The sequence below is a fragment of the Micromonospora sp. NPDC047670 genome, from assembly GCF_043204915.1.
Lineage (GTDB): Bacteria > Actinomycetota > Actinomycetes > Mycobacteriales > Micromonosporaceae > Micromonospora.
The window spans coordinates 422,422-441,033 of the sequence record NZ_JBIDDA010000001.1; the positions used below are offsets into that span (position 1 = coordinate 422,422).

19 protein-coding genes and 1 riboswitch are annotated in these 18,612 nt (G+C 74.8%); of the genes, 12 read left to right on the top strand and 7 right to left on the bottom strand.

Translation table 11 applies throughout. From position 1 onward, the window contains the following. Positions 1 to 95 precede the first annotated feature (95 nt). Together mycP and ACGF7U_RS01980 are read left to right on the top strand one after the other, a co-directional pair. On the top strand, positions 96 to 1,427 hold the full coding sequence (gene mycP / locus ACGF7U_RS01975; RefSeq protein ID WP_393102198.1) for a type VII secretion-associated serine protease mycosin: 1,332 nt from the start codon (positions 96 to 98) through the stop codon (positions 1,425 to 1,427). Between the two features lie 96 nt (positions 1,428 to 1,523). Beyond that, positions 1,524 to 1,955, top strand: a complete 432-nt coding sequence (locus tag ACGF7U_RS01980) for a hypothetical protein (protein ID WP_393102199.1) — start codon at positions 1,524 to 1,526, stop codon at positions 1,953 to 1,955. A 68-nt stretch (positions 1,956 to 2,023) separates the two neighbouring features. Here ACGF7U_RS01980 and ACGF7U_RS01985 read toward each other — a convergent pair whose 3' ends face one another. Genes ACGF7U_RS01985 through ACGF7U_RS01995 form a run of 3 tightly spaced genes read right to left on the bottom strand, consistent with a single transcriptional unit; the run spans position 2,024 to position 4,127 of the window. Continuing rightward, complete coding sequence (locus ACGF7U_RS01985) at positions 2,024 to 3,283, bottom strand: SseB family protein (protein WP_393102200.1); 1,260 nt, start codon at positions 3,281 to 3,283, stop codon at positions 2,024 to 2,026. After that, a complete protein-coding gene (locus ACGF7U_RS01990; RefSeq protein WP_393102201.1) occupies positions 3,277 to 3,762 on the bottom strand; it encodes an SUKH-3 domain-containing protein in 486 nt (161 codons plus the stop codon). Before ACGF7U_RS01990 ends, ACGF7U_RS01985 begins: the two co-directional genes overlap by 7 nt. Further along, positions 3,759 to 4,127: a YwqJ-related putative deaminase gene (locus tag ACGF7U_RS01995; RefSeq protein WP_393102905.1), complete on the bottom strand. Its 369-nt coding sequence runs from the start codon at positions 4,125 to 4,127 to the stop codon at positions 3,759 to 3,761. The genes ACGF7U_RS01990 and ACGF7U_RS01995 overlap by 4 nt, the downstream gene beginning before the upstream one ends. Positions 4,128 to 4,426: 299 nt before the next feature. Between ACGF7U_RS01995 and ACGF7U_RS02000 the strand changes: the two genes are divergently transcribed. From ACGF7U_RS02000 to ACGF7U_RS02010, 3 genes are all read left to right on the top strand, one after another. After that, positions 4,427 to 6,106, top strand: a complete 1,680-nt coding sequence (locus ACGF7U_RS02000; RefSeq protein ID WP_393102202.1) for a right-handed parallel beta-helix repeat-containing protein — start codon at positions 4,427 to 4,429, stop codon at positions 6,104 to 6,106. Positions 6,107 to 6,194: 88 nt separating this feature from the next. After that, the gene (gene eccE, locus ACGF7U_RS02005) at positions 6,195 to 7,664 is read left to right on the top strand and encodes a type VII secretion protein EccE (RefSeq protein WP_393102203.1); all 1,470 of its coding nucleotides are present in this window, start codon (positions 6,195 to 6,197) and stop codon (positions 7,662 to 7,664) included. Further along, the gene (locus ACGF7U_RS02010; RefSeq protein WP_393102204.1) at positions 7,661 to 8,353 is read left to right on the top strand and encodes a hypothetical protein; all 693 of its coding nucleotides are present in this window, start codon (positions 7,661 to 7,663) and stop codon (positions 8,351 to 8,353) included. The genes eccE and ACGF7U_RS02010 overlap by 4 nt, the downstream gene beginning before the upstream one ends. A gap of 142 nt (positions 8,354 to 8,495) precedes the next feature. Here ACGF7U_RS02010 and ACGF7U_RS02015 read toward each other — a convergent pair whose 3' ends face one another. After that, positions 8,496 to 8,819, bottom strand: coding sequence for a helix-turn-helix transcriptional regulator (locus ACGF7U_RS02015; protein ID WP_393102205.1), 324 nt, complete (start codon positions 8,817 to 8,819; stop codon positions 8,496 to 8,498). A gap of 237 nt (positions 8,820 to 9,056) precedes the next feature. Between ACGF7U_RS02015 and ACGF7U_RS02020 the strand changes: the two genes are divergently transcribed. Further along, positions 9,057 to 9,812: a carbonic anhydrase gene (locus tag ACGF7U_RS02020; RefSeq protein WP_393102206.1), complete on the top strand. Its 756-nt coding sequence runs from the start codon at positions 9,057 to 9,059 to the stop codon at positions 9,810 to 9,812. Between the two features lie 122 nt (positions 9,813 to 9,934). On the opposite strand, the gene ACGF7U_RS02025 is transcribed toward ACGF7U_RS02020, so the two are convergent. After that, entirely contained in the window at positions 9,935 to 10,954 is a 1,020-nt protein-coding gene (locus ACGF7U_RS02025; RefSeq protein WP_393102207.1) for a coiled-coil domain-containing protein, read from the bottom strand. Positions 10,955 to 10,957: 3 nt separating this feature from the next. Beyond that, positions 10,958 to 11,089, bottom strand: a riboswitch (cyclic di-AMP (ydaO/yuaA leader). 166 nt (positions 11,090 to 11,255) lie between these two features. Next, positions 11,256 to 12,608, bottom strand: a complete 1,353-nt coding sequence (locus tag ACGF7U_RS02030) for a YibE/F family protein (protein WP_393102208.1) — start codon at positions 12,606 to 12,608, stop codon at positions 11,256 to 11,258. A gap of 325 nt (positions 12,609 to 12,933) precedes the next feature. Between ACGF7U_RS02030 and ACGF7U_RS02035 the strand changes: the two genes are divergently transcribed. Both ACGF7U_RS02035 and ACGF7U_RS02040 read left to right on the top strand, forming a co-directional pair. After that, the gene (locus tag ACGF7U_RS02035) at positions 12,934 to 13,440 is read left to right on the top strand and encodes a hypothetical protein (RefSeq protein WP_393102209.1); all 507 of its coding nucleotides are present in this window, start codon (positions 12,934 to 12,936) and stop codon (positions 13,438 to 13,440) included. A 77-nt stretch (positions 13,441 to 13,517) separates the two neighbouring features. Continuing rightward, positions 13,518 to 14,150 (top strand): DUF305 domain-containing protein, encoded by a 633-nt coding sequence (locus ACGF7U_RS02040; RefSeq protein ID WP_393102210.1) that lies wholly within the window; start codon positions 13,518 to 13,520, stop codon positions 14,148 to 14,150. A 118-nt stretch (positions 14,151 to 14,268) separates the two neighbouring features. Here ACGF7U_RS02040 and ACGF7U_RS02045 read toward each other — a convergent pair whose 3' ends face one another. Further along, entirely contained in the window at positions 14,269 to 14,571 is a 303-nt protein-coding gene (locus tag ACGF7U_RS02045) for a metal-sensitive transcriptional regulator (protein ID WP_091098681.1), read from the bottom strand. A 149-nt stretch (positions 14,572 to 14,720) separates the two neighbouring features. Here ACGF7U_RS02045 and ACGF7U_RS02050 point away from each other — a divergent pair, with 149 nt between their 5' ends. The 4 genes from ACGF7U_RS02050 to ACGF7U_RS02065 all read left to right on the top strand — a co-directional run bounded on the left by ACGF7U_RS02050 (position 14,721) and on the right by ACGF7U_RS02065 (position 18,610). Next, entirely contained in the window at positions 14,721 to 14,930 is a 210-nt protein-coding gene (locus tag ACGF7U_RS02050; protein ID WP_393102211.1) for a heavy-metal-associated domain-containing protein, read from the top strand. Positions 14,931 to 14,959: 29 nt separating this feature from the next. Then, positions 14,960 to 15,979, top strand: coding sequence for a hypothetical protein (locus tag ACGF7U_RS02055; RefSeq protein ID WP_393102212.1), 1,020 nt, complete (start codon positions 14,960 to 14,962; stop codon positions 15,977 to 15,979). A gap of 11 nt (positions 15,980 to 15,990) precedes the next feature. Next, the gene (locus ACGF7U_RS02060; RefSeq protein ID WP_393102213.1) at positions 15,991 to 18,240 is read left to right on the top strand and encodes a heavy metal translocating P-type ATPase; all 2,250 of its coding nucleotides are present in this window, start codon (positions 15,991 to 15,993) and stop codon (positions 18,238 to 18,240) included. Positions 18,241 to 18,436: 196 nt separating this feature from the next. Further along, complete coding sequence (locus tag ACGF7U_RS02065) at positions 18,437 to 18,610, top strand: CsbD family protein (RefSeq protein WP_393102214.1); 174 nt, start codon at positions 18,437 to 18,439, stop codon at positions 18,608 to 18,610. Positions 18,611 to 18,612: the final 2 nt, after the last annotated feature.

The window sequence follows — 18,612 nt, forward strand, 5'->3', positions numbered from 1 at the left end:
AGGCGGGCCGGTCACCACACCATGGGTGGCCGGCCCGTACCATGCGGTGACCGTGCATCCGGCCGATCGACGGCCCACAGAGGAAGGTACGCGCGATGCGTCTCGTCCCTCGCCCGGCGGCCACGCTGGCCACGGCCGCGCTGAGCGTCCTGGCGGCCCTGGCCCTGGCGGGCACGCCGGCCCAAGCCGCCGACAGCCGCAAGGACGCCTGGCACCTCGACGCCCTCGAACTGACCGAGCTGCACAAGCTCAGCCAGGGTGAGGGCATCACGATCGCGGTCGTCGACACCGGAGTGGACGCCCGGCACCCGGACCTGAAGAACAACGTGCTCCCCGGCGTGGACCTCTACGACGACCGGAGCAAGGGGCACCAGGACCGGCAGGGGCACGGCACCGCGATGGCGTCCCTGATCGCCGGCCACGGGCACGGCCCGGGCGGCCGCGAGGGCGTGCTCGGCGTCGCCCCGAAGGCCAAGCTCCTGCCGGTGACCGTTCAGGGCGCCGAGGGCAAGGCGATCATCGCGCCGGACGCGCTCGCGGCCGGGATCGACTGGGCGGTGGACCACGGCGCCGACGTCATCAACGTCTCCCTGGGCAGCTCGACCGACGTCGATCTGGACCGGGCGGTGAAACGGGCGTACCAGAAGAACGTCATCGTCGTCGCCGCCGTCGGCAACAAGCAGGACGCGATCATCGGTAGCCCGGCCCGGCACCCCGGCGCGCTCGCCGTGACCGGCACCGACCGCAACGGTCGCCCCAGCCGGATCGCCGCCATTCCCGCCGAGGAGACCGACCTCGCCGCACCCGGCGACGACCTGTTCGCCGCGCTGCCCGGCGGGCGGTACACGATGAGCACCGGGAGCAGCGGCTCCGCCGCGCTCGTCTCCGGCGCGGTCGCCCTGGTGAAGTCGAAGTACCCGAACCTCAACTCGCACGACCTGTTCAAGCGGATGTTGGAGACCACGCGGGACGCCGGCACACCGGGTAAGGACCTCGACTACGGCTACGGCCAGCTCGACCTGCGCCGGGCGTTGACCGGCGAGCCGGACGGCCGAGGCAGCCGGACCCAGGCACCCCGGGAGCCCTCGCTCGACCCGACGCTGGCCCGGGCGCGCGCGGAGAACTCAGGGAGCCCGAACAAGGTTCTCGAATGGGTGCTCTCGCTGGCGGTCGTACTCGTCGTCCTCGGCCTCGTGGTGACGGTGGTGCTGCTCGTGTGGCGACGCCGCCGTCGGAGGAGCGCGGCATCCGCGCAGGACGCCCGCACGTCGGTCGCCGGTCCCGCCGGGAGCGGAACCCCGTACCCGCCGGCACCGGGGGCGCATCCGGTCGGGCCGGGCGTGCCGCCGTCGGGCCCGGCGGGCGGGCAGCCGGCCCACCCCACCGACCCGACGGGTGACGCCGGCTGGCGCCGGCCGGATGCCTGACGGACAGGAGGCGAGATGCCGGCCCAGTTCCCCGGCGCCGGGCCTCCGTCACCGCCCGGCGCGGTACCCCCGCATGCCGGACCGCCCGGTGCGCCGGTGCCGCCCACGGCCACCCGGCGGCCGGCCACGGTGGTCGCGGCGATCCTCCTGATGGTGCCCACGGCCCTCACCTGGCTCGTCGCGGGCGTCGCCTTCCTCGTGGCGATGGCGAGGAGCGACGGAGACGGCAAGGTCTTCCTGATCGTCATCGCCCTGCTGATCCTGGCGCTCTGCCTGCTGCTGGTGGCCATGACGGTGGGTGGCATGGTCCTCGCCTGGCGCCGGGCGGGCGCCGCGGGGCTGCGGACGCCGGCCACGTTCACCTTCGGGCTCTTCGTCCTCGCCCTGGTCGGCCTGCTCGTCCAGGGCAAGCTCAGCTTCCAACCGACGATGGTCACGCCGCTGGTCGTGGGCGGGCTCTCCGGGGTGGCGCTCGTCCTGCTCAAGAGCCGGTCGGCCCGGGGCTGGTTCGCCGGCAACCGGCGCTGACCCGCGCTGCCGCCGCAGCCCCGGCCCTCCGGGCTGCGGCGGCGCCAGGGCCGCGAGCCGGCCGACGGTCAGGCCGGCAACCAGCGCCCGCTGGCCGCGTCGAAGCGGGCCAGCAGCTCGTCGCGGCCGTCGTGGTGCAGGCAGTGCAGGCCCGTCCCGTCCGGCACCACCAGTGACTCCATCCGCGGCTGGCCGCGCCCCCAGTCCTCGGGCGTGTCCTCGTTGGGGTCCCACCGCAACACGGCCACCCACTCGTCGGACTCCGCGAACGGCGAACCCTCGCCGAGCAGGCCGAGGCGCCGGTAGAGCCGGGTGGGCGTGTCCCGGCCCGGCCCGGCCCAGGCGTGCACCAGCCCGGCGGCCCGCTGGTAACCGTCCTCCAGATAGGACGGCAGGTACCGGTGCGGGATCACCAGTTGCAGCCGCACCGGCAGGTCCGGGTCCGGCTCGTACTCGGCGTCCTCGTCCGGCACCGTCCGTTGCGCCGGTACGCCCACCGTGGCCGGCTCGGCGTACGCGGCCGTCTCCAGGCGCTGGCGCTCCTCCTCGCTGGCGCTGGTGACCGCCTGCCGTAGCTGACCGAGCCAGTCGCGCAGGGTCCGCACGGCCTCGCCGGGCAGCGCCGCCGCCAGCGGGGTGCCAGGGTTCAGCAGGAGCTGCCACGAGGGGTCCGGCCACTGCTCGGCCAACTGGAGGCTGCTGACCGCGACCAGGTCGTGGTCGCCGAGGGCCTGCCGCAGCCGCACCTCGGCGGTGAAGACCGGCAGGCAGGGCTGCCCCTGCTCGTCCGGGAGGCACCACCACGGAAAGTCCGGATCGGACAGATCCCGCGACTCGGACCCGCCCGGCCGCAGCGGCAGCAGCAGCTCCGCCCGGAGCAGGGCCGCCATCAGGGCGTCCGGATCCTGCCGGGCGATCGCCTCGCGTAGCTCCCGCTCGGCGTCGAAGGCGGGCCCGGCGACCGCGCGCAGCTCCCGGGCGGTGAGTTGGACGCCGATCGGCAGCCCGGCGTCGACCGCGAGCAGCCAGTCGTCGTCCGGCCAGTCGGCGGCCAGGTCCGCAAGGGCGAGCACCCGGTAGCTGACCGACTGCCCGGGCAGGCAGGCGGCGATCGCCCCGGGTGAGGTGAACGCGATGACGTGGGTCCGCCCGTCGTACCCGCCCGTCGGCCACGCCACCGGCGCGCGGCCGGCTGCCGCCTCGGGGGACACCGGCAGCAGCAGCGGTCCGGTGGCCAGCGTCGCCAGGAACGTGTCCCGGTCCCCGGCCTCGGCGGCGGCCAGCAGCGCCTCCTCGGTCGGGGTCGCGGGCGCCCAGTCGGTCACCACCTGCCGTCCTGACCTACCCGGCGGGGCTGCCGGCCGAGCACCAACGCGGTGATCGCCTCGTCGAGGTGCTCGCCGAGATACCAGTCGCCGCCGTGGTCCAGCACGAACACGCGCCCCGGCTCGTCGACCGCGAGGATGCCGGTGCCGTCGCCCTCCTCGCCCAGCGGCGTGAGCGGCGCGCCGATGACCCCGGCCAGCGCGGCGAGGGTGGCCGCCGAGTGGCTCACCAGGAACGGGTCCAGGTGGAACGTGCTCGGTGCGATCTGTTCTCCGTCGCCCTGCGGGCGCACCAGCAGGCCGCCGAATTCGGCGTACGCCTCGACGGCGGCGCGGACGACGGTGTGCTGCCGGCCGTCCGGCGCGGCGTCGGCGGCCAGTCTCAGCGCCCACCGCCGGGCCCGCTCGTCGTCGCGCCGGCCGGGAACCCAACCGGCGACCTGGAGCGTCTCGGCCACCAGGGGTGGGAAGCGTGCGGTCATGCCAGCGCCTCCACGCCGAACCAGTCGAGCAGGGCCGCGCACGAGCGGCAGGGCGGCTGCACCTCACCGTGGCGGGGGTCGCCCTCCTCCCGGACCCGGGTCACCCGCACCTTCGCGCCCCACAGCAGCGACCGGGCCCGGGCCGGGCTGAGCGACCCCCCACCGGCCTCGGCCGCGTACAGCCGGTCGGAGAGCAGGACCGACTCGGCGCACCAGCCGGCGAAGCGCTCCCGCTGGCCGCTCGGCAGCTCGTGCAGGAAGCGCCGGATCACCGGGTGCAGGTCGGGCGCGAGGTCGCCGCGGATCGAGGTGTGGGTATGGACGGTCCCGTCGACCAGCAACGCGCCCGCGGCGAGCGGCAACATCCGGAGTTCCGCCATCCGTCCTCCAGCTCTTGCGTACCAGCCATCGGTCCGGGCTCGAGCCTAGCGGCCCGTCGCCGTGCCGCTCGGGCCGGCACCGGGCTGCCCGACCCGTCGTCGACCTGGCCCGGCCGCGTGAAACCTCCCCCGGCGCCGCCGACAAGCCGGCGCGTCCGGTCCCGCCGCCCCGCGCCGGACGGGCCCCGGATGGCGCGGTTCGGCTCGCGGCGACGGGGCTCCCGCCGTGTCGACCGCCTGGGATATCGTCGGCGTGACCCTTCCGCCGTACGAAGACCGGAGCCATGACGCGCACCCTTCTCGTCTCCCCGGACCAGCCCGGCGCCTATCCGTCCATCGGTGACGCGCTCGCGGTGGCGGACGACGACGCCGTCGTCTCGGTCAGCCCCGGTACCTACTACGAGGCGTTGTTCGTCAACGACCGCGGGGCCACCATCGTCGCCGCGCAGGGCGCCGGCACGGTCACCATCGACGCCTCGTCCGGGGCGTACCCCACGGTGTCCTGCAACTCGGGCCGGCTGGAGCTGCGCGATCTGGTCCTCAAGGCCGGCGACGCGCCGGTCGTGGCGGTCGACCGGGCGACGCTCAGCATGACCGGGTGTGAGCTGAGCGCCGGTTTCGGCCCGGCCGTCTCGGTGGCCAGCCGGTCGGAGTTCACGTTGACCCGCTGCCGCGTGACCGGCGCCCGCTACGGGCTGGTGGTCGAGGACTCCGACGGCACAGTGGAGGGCTGCGAGTTCAGCGACCTGAGCGAGGACGGCATCATCGTCCGGATCGGCGCCGCCCCGACGATCCGGACCAGCACGGTCACCCGCTGCGGCAACCGCGGCATCTACGTCTACCAGTACGGCCGCCCGACCATCGAGGCCTGCGACATCTCCCAGACCGGCCACGCCGGAGTCGCCGTGGTGCACCAGAGCGCGCCCGTGCTGCGCCGCTGCCGGATCCGCGACACCCGCGGCCCGGCCGTCTCCTTCGCCCGTGGGTGTCAGGGCACGGTCGAGGAATGCACCACCGAGAACACCGCACTGCCGGCGATCGAGGTCGCCGAGGGCGCCGCACCGACCATCGTGGAGGGCGTGGCCAGCCGGCGGGCCACCTTCGGGGCCGAGGCGGCGCAGGCCGCGAAGCAGCAGGACACCGCGCGCACCGACAAGCTGCTCGCGGAGCTCGAGGCGATGGTCGGCCTGGAGTCGGTGAAGGAGGAGGTCCGCGCGCTCATCGACGAGATCCAGGTGAACGAGTGGCGGCGCAGTGCCGGCCTGCCGGTCGGCACGGTCAGCCACCACCTGATCTTCGCGGGCGCACCCGGAACCGGTAAGACCACCGTGGCCCGCATCTACGGCGAGCTGCTGGCGGCGCTCGGCGCGCTGCCCGGCGGCGCGTTCCGGGAGGTGTCCCGGCGGGACCTCGTCGGCCAGTACCTCGGCCACACGGCCGAGAAGACGGCCGCGGCCTTCGACCTGGCCCGGGGCGGGGTGCTCTTCATCGACGAGGCGTACACCCTCTCCCGCTCCTTCGGCAGTGGTGGCGACTTCGGGCAGGAGGCCATCGACACGCTCGTCAAGCTGATGGAGGACCATCGCGACGAGGTGGCCGTCATCGCCGCCGGCTACACCGGGGAGATGCTCCAGTTCCTCGACGCCAACCCGGGTCTGGCGTCGCGCTTCGCGAAGACCATCGAGTTCGGCAACTACAGCCCCGAGCAACTGGTCGTCATCGTGGAGCGGATGGCCGGCGGCGACGAGTATGTGCTCGCCGACGGGGTCTCCGACCTGCTCCAGACGCACTTCGCCACCATCGAGCGGGACCAGAACTTCGGCAACGCCCGCGAGGCCCGCAAGCTCTTCGAGGGCGTCCGCAAGGCCCAGGCGCAACGGCTGCGTCAGTCCGGTCAGCGGCCCAGCCTCGACGAGCTGCGTACCGTGACGGCGGCCGACATCCGCGCCGCGATCGGTCGCTGAGCGGGCCGGCCCAGGTGAGGAGGGACGCGAGGTGACGCATCCGGGTGCGGCACGGCCGGGCGAACCGGGTTGGCAGCACCATCCGGGTGTGGCCGCCCAACCGGCCCCGCAGGTGCCGCCCGCCCCACGGGTGGCACCGCCGCAGCAGGCCGGCGTAGCGGCGCCCGCGCCGACGGTGAGCCGGGCCGGCAGCGGCCCACGTCCGGATGCCCTGGCACAGCGCGGTCAGGGTCAGGCGGCTGTCGGCACCGCGTACATCAGCCAGGCGGCCGGCGCGGCACGGGCCGCGGCGGCCGCACAGGCCACCGCCACGGTGCAGGCCGCGCCGCCCCCGCAAGCCGCCGTCGCTCCCGCCGCCCCCCAGCCCGCCGCGGTCGCCGACGACGCGGCGGCCGCGGCCGCGGCGGCGGCAACTCGAGCGGTACGACCGCACCAGGCCGCCCTCGGGATCGGCGGCATCAACGTCGCCCAACTGGTGGCATGGCAGGCCGGCGCGGCGGCGGTGCTCGCCGCTTCCCCGCGCGGCGTGCCGCTCACCGCCGCGGTGGCCACCGGGGCGCTGCTGCTGCTCACCCCGACGATGATCCGGTTCCGCAGCCGGTGGCTGTACCAGTGGATCTCGGTCTGGTGGGGTTTCCGGGGCCGCCGCCGGCAGCTCACCGCCGCCGGTGGGGACGCGGCCGCGCACCTGCTGGCCCATCTGGAGCACGGCGTCGAGCTGGAGACCGTCGAGGTCGACGACCAGCCGGCCGTCCTGCTGACCCATCGAGGCGGGCTGAGCGCCGTCTTCGAGGTCGATCCCACCGAGGGCGCCCTGCTGATGAGCGCGGCCCAGGCCCTGCCGTCCGCGGCCTCGCTGTTGCCGGCGGTCGACGAGAAGGCCCCCCCGGTGGTGGTGCAGTTGCTGATCCAGGTGACGCCGGCGCCGCGCGCCCGTTCCGGCGCGGCGGCGGTGGACCGGGCGTACCGGGAGTTGACCAACGGGGACGTGCCGGCCAGCCGGCGAGCCTGGGTGGTGCTCCAGGCCGCGCGGACCCCCGACTTCCACGCCGACCGTGACCTGCGTCCGACGCTCACGGCGGCGATCCGGCGGATGCGGCGGCAGCTGCGGCAGGAGCGGGTGACCGCCCGGATGCTCAACCGGGACGAGGTGCTCGCTGCCGTCACCGCCCTCACCCATCTGACCGGCGGGGCGCCCGGTGCTGCGGGGGAGCGGCCGCTGGCCCGGGAGACCTGGCGGGGCTGGTCGACCCAGGGCGCCCCGCAGAGCTGTCACCGGATGCTGGTCTGGCCCCGCCGGCCGTGGGAGGTCGACCCGTTGCTGCGGGGGCTGCCCGCCGCCAGCGTGGTGTCGATCGCGGCCAGCCGCACCGCCGGCGACGACGTCGCCGTGGAGGTGGCGTTCCGCCTGATGGGCACCGACCCGACCGCACTCGCCGCCGCCGACCAGGCCCTGCACGAGGCGATCCGTGGCCACGGCGGTCGGCTGCAACGACTCGACGGCGAGCACGCGCACGGCGTGGCCGCCACGCTTCCGCTCGGAGGTTTCCTGCGGTGAAGAGCGTCGCGTTCCCCGGTAGCCGGATGGGGCTGCACGTCGCCGACGCCGCCGCGGTCGGCGGCCTGCACCTGGTTGCCGGGGGCGGGGGCCTGGTCGTCGGGCGCAGCCGGCAGCAGGAGCCGGTAGGGCTGCGCCTGTTCCGGGCCGAACCGACGCGGCTGCTGTTGACCGGCGGCGTGCGCTGCGCCGAGCTGCTCGCCTTCCGCGCCCTCGCGCTCGGTGCCCGGCTGTTCATCCAGACCGCCCGCGAGCAGGAGTGGGACTCCTTCCTGCGGCGCTGCGTCATCGGCCGGGACGTCGCCTCGTTCCTGCCGCCGGGCGCTGCGCCACCGACCGTGGCCACCCCGACCGAGCCGCAGCTCGTCGTGATCGACACCGGCCCGGTCACCGGCCCTGACTCGGGCCTCAGCGCGCCCTGGCGGGCCACCCTGGTGGTCCGCGACGACCTGGCAGGCTGGGACGTCGACGCGCTGGTACGCAGCGACATCGTGCTGCTCCAGCGGTTGGTGGAGACGGAGGCCGCGACGGCGGCGAGCGCGTTGGGCCTGATGAGCGTGCAGAGCTGGTTCACCCAGCTGCACCCCGAGATGGTCGGCCTGATCACCAAGGGCAAGGTGCAGTGGGTGATGCTCAGCATGACCCCCACCGAACGTCAGCTGATCGGCCCCGTCGCCCGCGCCGGCTGATCGGCGGGCCCGTCGGCTGCCCGGCCGGATCCGGACCACGACCAGGCGGCCTCGGACGAGCAGGTCCGCCGGCGCCGGCGAAGCCGGCCGGCGGACCGTCGAAGGGGTGGCGGGGATGCCGCGCGCCTCGGCGGGTTGCGCCTCAGGTGCGGTCGGCGCTCTCGGCGTCGTCGGCGAAAAGGGCGAGCAGGGCGCCGACCTGCCGGTCGGCCTCGGCGGGGTGCCGGAACCGCCCGGCCGGGTTGAGCGTGTACTCGTTGCGCCGGCCCACCCGGGTGCGGCTCAGGTAGCCGCCGGCCTCCAGGTCGGCGACGATCGCCTGGGCGGCCCGCTCGGTGACGCCCACCTCGTCCGCGACGTCGCGTAGCCGGGCGGTGGGGTTGCGGGCGATGGCGAGCAGCACGTGCCCGTGGTTCGTCAGGAACGTCCAGTTGCGGGTGCTCCCGTTCTCCCCTGTCGTCGCCATGTCGTCATCGTATGGCGCGCCTTTCGGGTTTTCCGCCGCGCCCTCGCGCCGTCGCCGGACGGCCGGCGGGCGGGGCAGCCGGGAAGGTCCCGCCCGAGTCCGCGGGCGGGCGCAAACATATGAAACGCATATCACGCATCCCTTGACGTATCTTTGGGTGCGTGTGACCGTGGGGGCAGCCCGCGCCCAGCGTCGGCCGGGGTGACCAGGTCGTTCGTGAGGGACGAGGTGAGGGAGATGAGTCGTCCCGGATCCCCCGGCGTTCAGCCGGGCCCGGAGCGGAAGTCGTCGGAGCCGGCACCGGGGGACCCGGTTGCGGTGCGCGACGCGATCCCCCCGTCGGGCAGTCCGGAGCTGGCGCTCGCCGAGTTGCAGGCCGGCAACCGTCGGTTCGTCGCCGGCGCCCCCCACCACCCCAACCAGGACGCCGGGCACCGTGCTGCGGTCGCGGACGGGCAGCACCCGTTCGCGGTGATCGTCGGCTGCTCCGACTCCCGGCTCGCGGCCGAGATCATCTTCGACCGCGGCCTCGGCGACCTCTTCGTGGTCCGCACCGCGGGGCACACGGTCGGCCCCGAGGTGCTGGGCAGCGTCGAGTACGCCGTGACGGTCCTGCACACGCCGCTGGTGGTGGTGCTCGGGCACGACTCCTGCGGGGCCGTCCAGGCCGCCCGTACGGCGGACGCCACCGGCACGGCCCCCGAGGGGCACCTCAACGCCGTGGTCGACGCCGTGGTGCCCAGCCTGCGCCGGGCGGCCGCCGAGGGCGTGGACGACATCGACCGCATCGTCGACATCCACATCGGGTGCACCGTCGAGGCGATGTTGGACCGCTCGGCCGTGCTGGCCGCCGAGGTGGCCGCCGGGCGCTGCGCCGTCGTCGGCATGTCGTACCGGCTGGCCGCCGGCGAGGCGCGGGTCGTGGCCGCCGTGCCGCCCCGGATGGGCGCGGTCGACGGGACGCAGCCGGCCGTCGCCGCCGCCGTCGCCTGACCCGACCGGCCGTTCGACGTCACCCGGTCCGCCCGGGTGCCCGGCGTCGCTTCGAGAAGAGCCCACAGACGGCGACAGGGCCGCACCCGCGGACGCGGGTGCGGCCCTGTCGGCTACCGCCGTCAGAGCAGTGACACGTGCACGTGGTCCGTATGGTTCGACGGGCCGCTGTAGGACTTCCAGCCGGTCGCCGGGAACCAGATCTGCCGGTTCCAGATCACGTAGTAGATGCCGAGCCGGTCGGCGTTACGGACCAGGAACGCGGTCAGGTTGTTGCCGTACATGTAGGTGTCGTCGTTGTGCCAGGGGGAGAAGCCGCTTCGCTGCAGCGACCAGTCGCAGGCCCGGCCCTTCGGATGCTCGTACGGCCCGCCGGAGCGGTAACAGCCGACGAACCGGTTGAACCCGGCCCGCTTCACCTCCTTGTACATGTGCAGCGTGCGCGCGGTGATGCAGCCGGAGGTGGTGGGGTCGTCCTCGGTGCAGGACAGGGGCTTCCAGTCGCCGTCGGCGGTACGACCCGGTGCCATCCGGGCCACCGGCGAGGTGGCGACCACCTTGCCGCCGGTCAGCCCTCTGCCGCCGACCAGCGCGAGGGCCTTCTCCGCCTCGCGCTTGCCGCGGGCCATCTCGTTGGTCAGCTTCGTCTGCTCGCGAACCTCGGCGTCGAGCGCCAGCTTGGCCTGCTCCGCGCGGGTCTTGACCGCGTTCACCGCGGCGAGCTTCTTGGAGTTGACCAGGTTCAGCTCGTCGAGCGCGGCGGCGCGTTGGACGAACGAGTCGGGGCTGGCGGTGTCCAGCAGCATCGACACCGCGCCGATCCGCCCCGTCCGGTAGGACTGGGCCGCGATCTCGCTCACCTGCGGAGCCAGCGCCGCCAGCTCGGCCTGCGCCCGGTCGACCTCAAGGGCCAGTTCGAGCTGGCGCTTCTTCGACTTCGCCAGCTTGGACTTGGCCTGGACGTAGCTCCGGTTCCGCGCCTCGATCAGGTCGTTGAGCAGCTTGGGCTCGTCGTCCCCGTGGCCCGAGGGCTGGGGCGGTGTCGTGGGTGCGGCCGCCGCCGGGAGGGGCCCGGCGAAGACGGCCAGGGCGGCGATCACGGCCACCACAGGTGTCAACCAGCGGCGTAGGGGTGCCGTCACAGTTTTCCCTTCCGTCGACCGCCGACCGGGTTAGCTGACGGGTTCGGGGCGGAAGTGGCCCCTACCGCTGTCGCGGATTCACCCCACGTACCTGGGTCCCCGGCTCGCCTGACGGCGATTGGGCGGCGGCACCGCAGGCGCCGCTGCGCGCCTTCGGCGGTGACCGGCAGCGAGGTTACCCGAGAGTCCTCCCGGGGATCTACGTCCCTAAGCCGACTAAATGCGTTATTTCGTAATGGCGGACGGTGACCAGTGACGCGTTTATCAGGCGGGACGTCCTGATCGGTCACGCTGAGGAGTGTCACCATGCGGTGTCCGTGCTCCCGTCTCGATCGGGCCACCCGGCGGGGGCGGCGGTGGGCGTGCTCCCGGCGCGCGGCCCGCTCAGGGCCTCCAACGCCTCGGACCGGTCCGCCGCCGGTCGTGGGACCGGCGGGGTCGGGGGCGCGCCGGGGTCGGCGGAGCCGCCGCCGCGCCGGCCGGCCGTCGTCACCAGGGCCGCGAGGCCGGTGGTCAGCGGCACGGCGGCGATCAGGCCCAGGGTGGCGACGGCGCTGCGGACGATCTCCTGGGCCAGGAACTCACTGGTCAGGATCTGGGTCACCGCCCGGGAGTCGGCGGTCAGCAGGAGCAGCACCGGCAGCGAGGCGCCGGCGTACGCCAGCACGATGGTGTTCACCGTCGAGGCGATGTGCGCGCGGCCGACCCGCGTCGCCGCGCGGTAGAGCTGCATTCGGGACAGCCCGGGGTTGGCGTGCGCCAGTTCGGTGACCGTCGCGGCCTGGGTCACCGTGACGTCGTCGAGCACGCCGAGCGAGCCGATGATGATCCCGGCGAGCAGCAGGCCGTGCAGGTCGACGTCGGCCTGGAACATCGACAGCGTGGTGGCGTCCTCGGTGCCGAAGCCGGTCAGGTGGGTCGCCGCGGTGGCGATCGTGCCGAGGACCCCGGTCAGCACCAGGCTGCCCAGGGTGCCGAGCACGGCGACCGAGGTCTGTGCGGTCACCCCGTGGGTCAGGTAGAGCACCACGAACATGATCAGGGCGGCGCCGACGACGGCGACCAGCAGCGGCGGGCGCCCGGCGCTGATGCCGGGCAGCACGAAGGTGAGCAGGATCGCGAAGCTCGCCGCCAGGCCGGCCAGTGCGGCGAGGCCGCGCCACCGCCCGAACGCGACGATCGCCGCGGCGAACAGCACCACCAGCCAGAGCAACGGCTGGCCGCGCTGGTGCTCGGCGATGTTGTAGGCGGTCGCCGAGGGGTCGGCGGGGTCCGTGAGCTCGACCAGGATGATCTCGTCGCCGACCGCGACCGTCGGCGCGCCGGGCCCGGCCGGCACGGGCGTCTCCACCTGCTGGCCGGCGTCGGGACCGTCGTCCACCCGTACCGTGACGGTGCCGCACGGGCCCTCCGTGGCGCCCGGGCTCCCCTCCGGGGTCTCCGGGGCGGGCGGGCACGGCTCCGTCACCACCCGCGTCACCGTGCCGTGGTGGCGGGGCGGGTCGGTGCCGGGCGCGGCCTCCGGAGCGTCCCACGGCCAGAGCGCCAGGGCCGCAATCAGGGTCGCGACGAAGAGGGGCACCACCGTCGCGACGAGGATCCGTCGCACCCCCGGCGGGGCGGACGGTGCGGGACGGGTGTGGTCGGCGCCCATTGAGTGTCTCCCAACGAATCCAGGGCGGGGTACGTGCCAGCGGGCCGGTCGGTTCAGCGTTCCCGGGTGACTTCGGCGGCGGATCGCCCCGGGGTGGCGAGCCGGCCACGTACCGCGATCGTCCGGCCCGAGCGGTCGCGGACGGTCGGTGCCGCCGCCCGGTCGGGGAGGCGGGGCGGGCGGTGCGGGGTCCATGGGGCCACCGGCCGAATGGTAGCCATCCCGGCATCCGGACGCAGGTCGTGCGGGCCGGTGTCGGGCGCGGACCGCGGTGGGATGCGCCCGTCGCGCCGGACGCGCCGACCCCGGGGACTAGCGTGGGGGTGTGCGGACGGCGACGGTGACGGCGGGGCGGTGGGCCCGGCTCCTGCTGCTCGTCGGCACGCTGCTCGGTCTGACCGCGATGCACACCCTCGGTCACGGCTCACACGCCACGGGCCATTCCGGCGACGCCACGGGCCACGCCGCCGACACCGCGGCGCACGCCGTCGCCGGTCCGCGTGGCGGCGCGTCGCCCGCCGAACACACCGCCGCCGTCCCGTACGCCGTCGCGGCGGCGCTGTCCGGCGTCGTGGCCTGCCCGGGCGACTGTCCGCACGAGCGGCTCCTCCCGTCCGGCGGGGCGAGCGGCGGGCCGCCGTGGTGGGGCGTGTGCCTGGCGGTGCTGGGCGCGCTCGCCGCCTCGCTGCTCGCGGCCGTGCTGCTGTTGGCCGGCGTACGCGCCGTCACACCGGCGGGCCGGGCGTCGGGCGGGTCGGAGCGGTCGCCCCGCGCCCCGCCACCCCGGCCGGTCGGTCTGCGGCTCGCCACGGTCTCGGTGCTGCGCAGATAGGACGCCCCGGCGCGGTCCGGTCCGCCGGTCCGCGTCCCCGTCGTGCTGCGTACGTTCCGACACCGAAAGGCTCAGACGTGATCACTCGTACCCTCGCGCGCCGTGCCGCCCTGGCCGGCGCCACCGTCACCGTGGCCCTCGCCCTGACCGCCTGCGGCGGCGACGGGCATCCCGCCCCGGGCGCCGGGCACGGCGCGCCCGGCAGCAGCGCGCCGGCGGCCACCGCGTCCGGCGCGGCCGGCGACGCCGGCGAAGCCGACGCGATGTTCGCCCAGATGATGATTCCGCACCACCGGCAGGCGGTCGAGATGGCGGACCTGGCCGCGACGCGGGCGGCGGACCCGGAGGTCAAGCGGCTTGCCGGGGAGATCAGGGCCGCTCAGGCGCCCGAGATCGCGACGATGAGCGGCTGGCTGTCGGCCTGGGGGCGGCCGGTGCCGTCGCCCGGCGCCGAGCTGCCGCACATGGACCACGGGATGCCCGGCATGATGTCCGACGCCGAGATGGCGAGGCTGGCGGCGGCTTCCGGCCGGGAGTTCGACCGGCAGTTCCTGACCATGATGATCGCCCACCACGAGGGCGCCGTCACCATGGCCCGGGAGGAGCTCTCCCGGGGCGTGAACGCGGAGGCCAAGGCCCTGGCCGGGCAGATCGTCGCCACCCAGCAGGCCGAGATCGACACGATGCGGAAGATCCTCGGCCGGCTCTGATCCCGGTGGCCCCGGTGCCGCACCTCGTCGGCGCCGGGGCACCCGTCGGCCGGGCCTGCCGCCGCCGGACGGCCGGCGGGGTCGGGCGGCCGGCGAGGTCGGGCGGCCGGCGGGCGGGTCAGCCGCGCTTCATGAGGCGGCCGACGGCGGCCATCATCTCGGTGGCCATCTCGTCGGCCCGGCCCTCGGCCGCCCCCTCGTGCATGCAGTGCCGGGCGTGCCCGTCGAGCAGGCCGAGGGCGACCTTGTCCAGGGCCGCCTGGATCGCGGAGATCTGGGTGAGCACGTCGATGCAGTAGCGGTCGTCGTCGACCATCTTCTCGATGCCGCGGACCTGTCCCTCGACGCGGCGCAGCCGCGCGAGCAGCTGGTCCTTGGTGGCGGTGTAGCCCCTGGTCGGGGCGGGCGTCGGTGTGGTCATGCGATCGAGGATAGCGTACCCCTCGGGGGTATGGTACGGTCCTTCGTGTCGGGATACCCCCACCGGGTACCGGTAAACCCAGCAGGCACCCGTCTGCCTCCGCATTACCCCTGGGGGGTATATGCTGGAGGCGTCGAGAGGAGAGTTCGATGGTCACCACGACGTACCAGGTGCAGGGCATGACCTGCGGGCACTGCGTCAACTCGGTCAGCGCCGAGGTCGGCGCCATCCCGGGCGTCAACGACGTCCAGGTCGACCTCGCCGCGGGCCGGGTCACCGTCACCAGTGACAGCCCGTTGGACATCGACACCGTGCGCGCCGCCGTCGACGAGGCCGGCTACGACCTCGTCGGCGCGTGACGGCGGACACGGAGAAACCGAGGTACACCATGAACACGGCGACGAAGCTGAGCGGTTTCGCCCTCGGCCTCGCGGCGGTGTTCGGCACGGCGTACGGGGTCGGCCACGTGGCCGGCCCCGTGGCCCCGGCCGCCGACACCCGCCACGACGCCACCGACGGCCACGGGGCCACCGGGGATGCCGGGCACGGGGGCGACGAGGGCGGGGCGGCCCACCTGCCCGGCGGACTGCTCGTCTCCGACCGCGGCTACACGCTCCGCCCGGTGGGCGCCCCGGCCGGGCAGTTCGCCTTCCAGGTCACCGGCCCGGACGGCCGGCCGGTCACCGCGTACGACGTGGCGCACGACAAGCGCATGCACCTGATCGTCGCCCGCCGCGACCTGTCCGGCTTCCGGCACGTGCACCCGGAGATGGCGCCGGACGGCACCTGGCGGGTCGACTCCCCGCTGGGCGGGCCCGGCGTCTGGCGGGCGTTCGCCGACTTCACCCCCACCGGGGGCGAGGCGCTGACCCTGGGCGTCGACGTGACCGTCCCCGGCGCCCTGACCGAGCGGCCGCTGCCCCCGGCGGCGACCAGCACCACGGTCGACGGTTACACCGTCACCCTCGCCGGCACCCCGGAGCCCGGCCGCACCGCCGAGCTGACCCTGACCGTCAGCCGCGACGGCGCGCCGGTGACCGACCTGGAGCCCTACCTCGGCGCGTACGGCCACCTGGTGGCGCTGCGCCAGGGCGACCTGGCGTACCTGCACGTGCACCCCGACGGCGCGCCGGGCGACGGGCGGACGAAGCCCGGCCCCGAGGTGAGCTTCCTCGCCGAGGTGCCGTCGGCCGGCGCCTACCGGCTCTACCTGGACTTCAAGCACGGGGGCGTGGTGCGCACCGCCGAGTTCACCGTGGTCGCGGGCACCCCGGCCACCCCGGCCACCCCGGCCGCTACGGGCGCGCCGGCGGCGACCGGCACCCCGGCGGCGACGGGCACACCCGCCGCCCCGAGCTCCCCGACCGCCGACGCCGGCCACGGCGTCCCCGGTCACGGGCACAACTGACGGGAAGCGTGATGACCACCAAGCCCTTGCTGATGGCCCCGAACCAGATCGAACTGGCGATCGGTGGGATGACCTGCGCCTCCTGCGCCGCCCGGATCGAGAAGAAGCTGAACCGGATGGACGGGGTGACCGCCACGGTCAACTACGCCACCGAGAAGGCCACCGTCCGGTACGCCGACGAGGTCTCCCCGGACGACCTCATCGCCACGGTGGAGAAGACCGGTTACACCGCCGCCCTGCCACCCCCGCCGGCCACCGGCGGGGCGGAGCCGGCGGCCGAGCCGGTGGACGAGCTGCGCGGCCTGCGTACCCGCCTGTGGGTCTCGCTCGTGCTCACCGTGCCGGTGATCGTGCTGGCGATGGTGCCCGCCTGGCAGTTCGAGTACTGGCAGTGGCTGTCCCTGACCCTGGCCGCCCCGGTCGTCGTCTACGGCGGCCTGCCCTTCCACCGGGCGGCCTGGATCAACCTGCGGCACGGCGCGGCGACCATGGACACCCTGGTCTCGCTCGGCACCCTGGCCGCGTTCGGCTGGTCGGTCTGGGCGCTCTTCCTCGGCACGGCCGGGGAGCCGGGGATGACCCACCCGTTCAGCTTCGACATCAGCCGTACCGACGGCGCCGGCAACATCTACCTGGAGGCGGCGGCCGGGGTGACGGTCTTCATCCTCGCCGGCCGCTACTTCGAGGCCCGCGCGAAGCGGACCGCCGGGGCCGCCCTGCGCGCCCTGCTGGAACTGGGCGCCAAGGACGTCGCGGTGCTGCGCGGCGGCACGGAGACCCGGATCCCGGTGGACCAGCTCGCGGTGGGGGACCGGTTCGTGGTCCGGCCCGGCGAGAAGATCGCCACGGACGGGGTGGTCGACGAGGGCACCTCGGCGGTCGACGCGAGCATGCTCACCGGCGAGTCCGTCCCCGTCGAGGTCGGTCCGGGCGACACCGTCGTCGGCGCCACCGTCAACGCCGGCGGCCGGCTGGTGGTCACCGCCACCCGGATCGGCGGCGACACCCAGCTGGCCCAGATGGCCCGGCTGGTCGAGCAGGCGCAGACCGGCAAGGCGGCGGTGCAGCGGCTGGCCGACCGGATCTCCGGCGTCTTCGTGCCGATCGTGATCGCTCTCGCGGCGGGCACCCTGGGCTGGTGGCTGGGCACCGGGGCGGGCGCGACGGCCGCGTTCACCGCCGCCGTGGCGGTGCTGATCATCGCCTGCCCGTGCGCCCTCGGGCTGGCCACGCCGACCGCCCTGCTGGTCGGTACCGGCCGGGGCGCCCAGCTCGGCATCCTGATCAAGGGGCCGGAGGTGCTGGAGTCCACGAAGCAGGTGGACACCGTGGTGCTGGACAAGACCGGCACCGTCACCACCGGGCGGATGACCCTGGTGGACGTGCTCCCGGCGGCCGGCGAGGACCGCGCGGAACTGCTCCGGCTGGCCGGGGCGCTGGAGTCCGCGTCCGAGCACCCGATCGCCCAGGCGGTCGCCGCCGGGGCGGCGGAGGCGGGCGCGCTGCCGCCGGTGACCGGCTTCGCCAACGTCGAGGGGCTCGGCGTGACCGGCGCCGTCGAGGGCCGGGAGGTGCTGGTCGGCCGGCTCCGGCTGCTGCGCGAGCGCGGTCTCGACGTACCGGAGGAGGTCGAGCGGGCGGCGACCACGGCGGAGGCCGAGGGACGGACGGCGGTGCTGGCCGGCTGGGACGGACGGGCCCGGGGCGTCCTCGCGGTGGCCGACGTGGTCAAGCCGACGAGCCGGGCGGCGGTCGCGGGGCTCCGCGCGCTGGGTCTGACCCCGGTGCTGCTGACCGGCGACAACACCACCGTCGCGAGGGCGGTGGCCGCCGAGGTGGGGATCGACGAGGTGATCGCCGAGGTGCTGCCCGCCGACAAGGTCGACGTGGTGCGGCGGCTCCAGGGTGAGGGGCGGACCGTCGCGATGGTCGGCGACGGGGTCAACGACGCCGCCGCGCTGGCGCAGGCCGACCTCGGTCTGGCCATGGGCACCGGCACCGACGTGGCGATCGAGGCGTCCGACCTGACCCTGGTCCGGGGCGACCTGATGGCCGCCGTGGACGCGATCCGGCTCTCCCGGCGCACCCTCGGCATCATCAAGGGCAACCTGTTCTGGGCCTTCGCCTACAACGTGGCGGCCCTGCCGCTGGCCGCCGCGGGCCTGCTCAACCCGATGATCGCCGGTGCGGCGATGGCCTTCTCCTCGGTCTTCGTCGTCGCCAACAGCCTGCGGCTGCGCGGCTTCCGCCCGGTCGCCTGACCCGCCGCACCGCGCCGCCGGCCCTCGCCGAGGGGACCGGCGGCGCGGTGCGTGGGCGGGCTCGTCCGGCAGGCGGCTCGCCGACCGACGGTGATCGACACGCGGCCATCTGTTGACGCTGGGTGACCAGGGCGGTTGAGCGGCGGGCGGGCGGGGTACTCCGAGGACGTACCGGCACTGCCAATCGGAGGTTGACATGGGTTTCGACGACAAGATCAACAACGCGACCGAGGACGCCGCCGGCAAGCTGAAGGAAGGCGCCGGCCGGGCCACCGACAACGAGCGGCTCGAGGCCGAGGGGCGCAACGACCAGGCCGGCGCCAAGCTGAAGCAGGCCGGCGAGAAGATCAAGGACGCCTTCAAGAGCTGACC

Excerpts from the sequence above, each read along its gene's own strand:
- ACGF7U_RS02000 (WP_393102202.1), top strand. The coding sequence starts at position 4,427 with ATGACGCGCACCCTTCTCGTCTCCCCGGACCAGCCCGGCGCCTATCCG.
- ACGF7U_RS02030 (WP_393102208.1), bottom strand. The coding sequence starts at position 12,608 with ATGGGCGCCGACCACACCCGTCCCGCACCGTCCGCCCCGCCGGGGGTG.
- ACGF7U_RS01990 (WP_393102201.1), bottom strand. The coding sequence starts at position 3,762 with ATGACCGCACGCTTCCCACCCCTGGTGGCCGAGACGCTCCAGGTCGCC.
- ACGF7U_RS02050 (WP_393102211.1), top strand. The coding sequence starts at position 14,721 with ATGGTCACCACGACGTACCAGGTGCAGGGCATGACCTGCGGGCACTGC.
- ACGF7U_RS02015 (WP_393102205.1), bottom strand. The coding sequence starts at position 8,819 with ATGGCGACGACAGGGGAGAACGGGAGCACCCGCAACTGGACGTTCCTG.
- ACGF7U_RS01995 (WP_393102905.1), bottom strand. The coding sequence starts at position 4,127 with ATGTTGCCGCTCGCCGCGGGCGCGTTGCTGGTCGACGGGACCGTCCAT.
- ACGF7U_RS02020 (WP_393102206.1), top strand. The coding sequence starts at position 9,057 with ATGAGTCGTCCCGGATCCCCCGGCGTTCAGCCGGGCCCGGAGCGGAAG.
- ACGF7U_RS02045 (WP_091098681.1), bottom strand. The coding sequence starts at position 14,571 with ATGACCACACCGACGCCCGCCCCGACCAGGGGCTACACCGCCACCAAG.
- ACGF7U_RS02065 (WP_393102214.1), top strand. The coding sequence starts at position 18,437 with ATGGGTTTCGACGACAAGATCAACAACGCGACCGAGGACGCCGCCGGC.
- mycP (WP_393102198.1), top strand. The coding sequence starts at position 96 with ATGCGTCTCGTCCCTCGCCCGGCGGCCACGCTGGCCACGGCCGCGCTG.
- ACGF7U_RS02060 (WP_393102213.1), top strand. The coding sequence starts at position 15,991 with ATGACCACCAAGCCCTTGCTGATGGCCCCGAACCAGATCGAACTGGCG.
- ACGF7U_RS02055 (WP_393102212.1), top strand. The coding sequence starts at position 14,960 with ATGAACACGGCGACGAAGCTGAGCGGTTTCGCCCTCGGCCTCGCGGCG.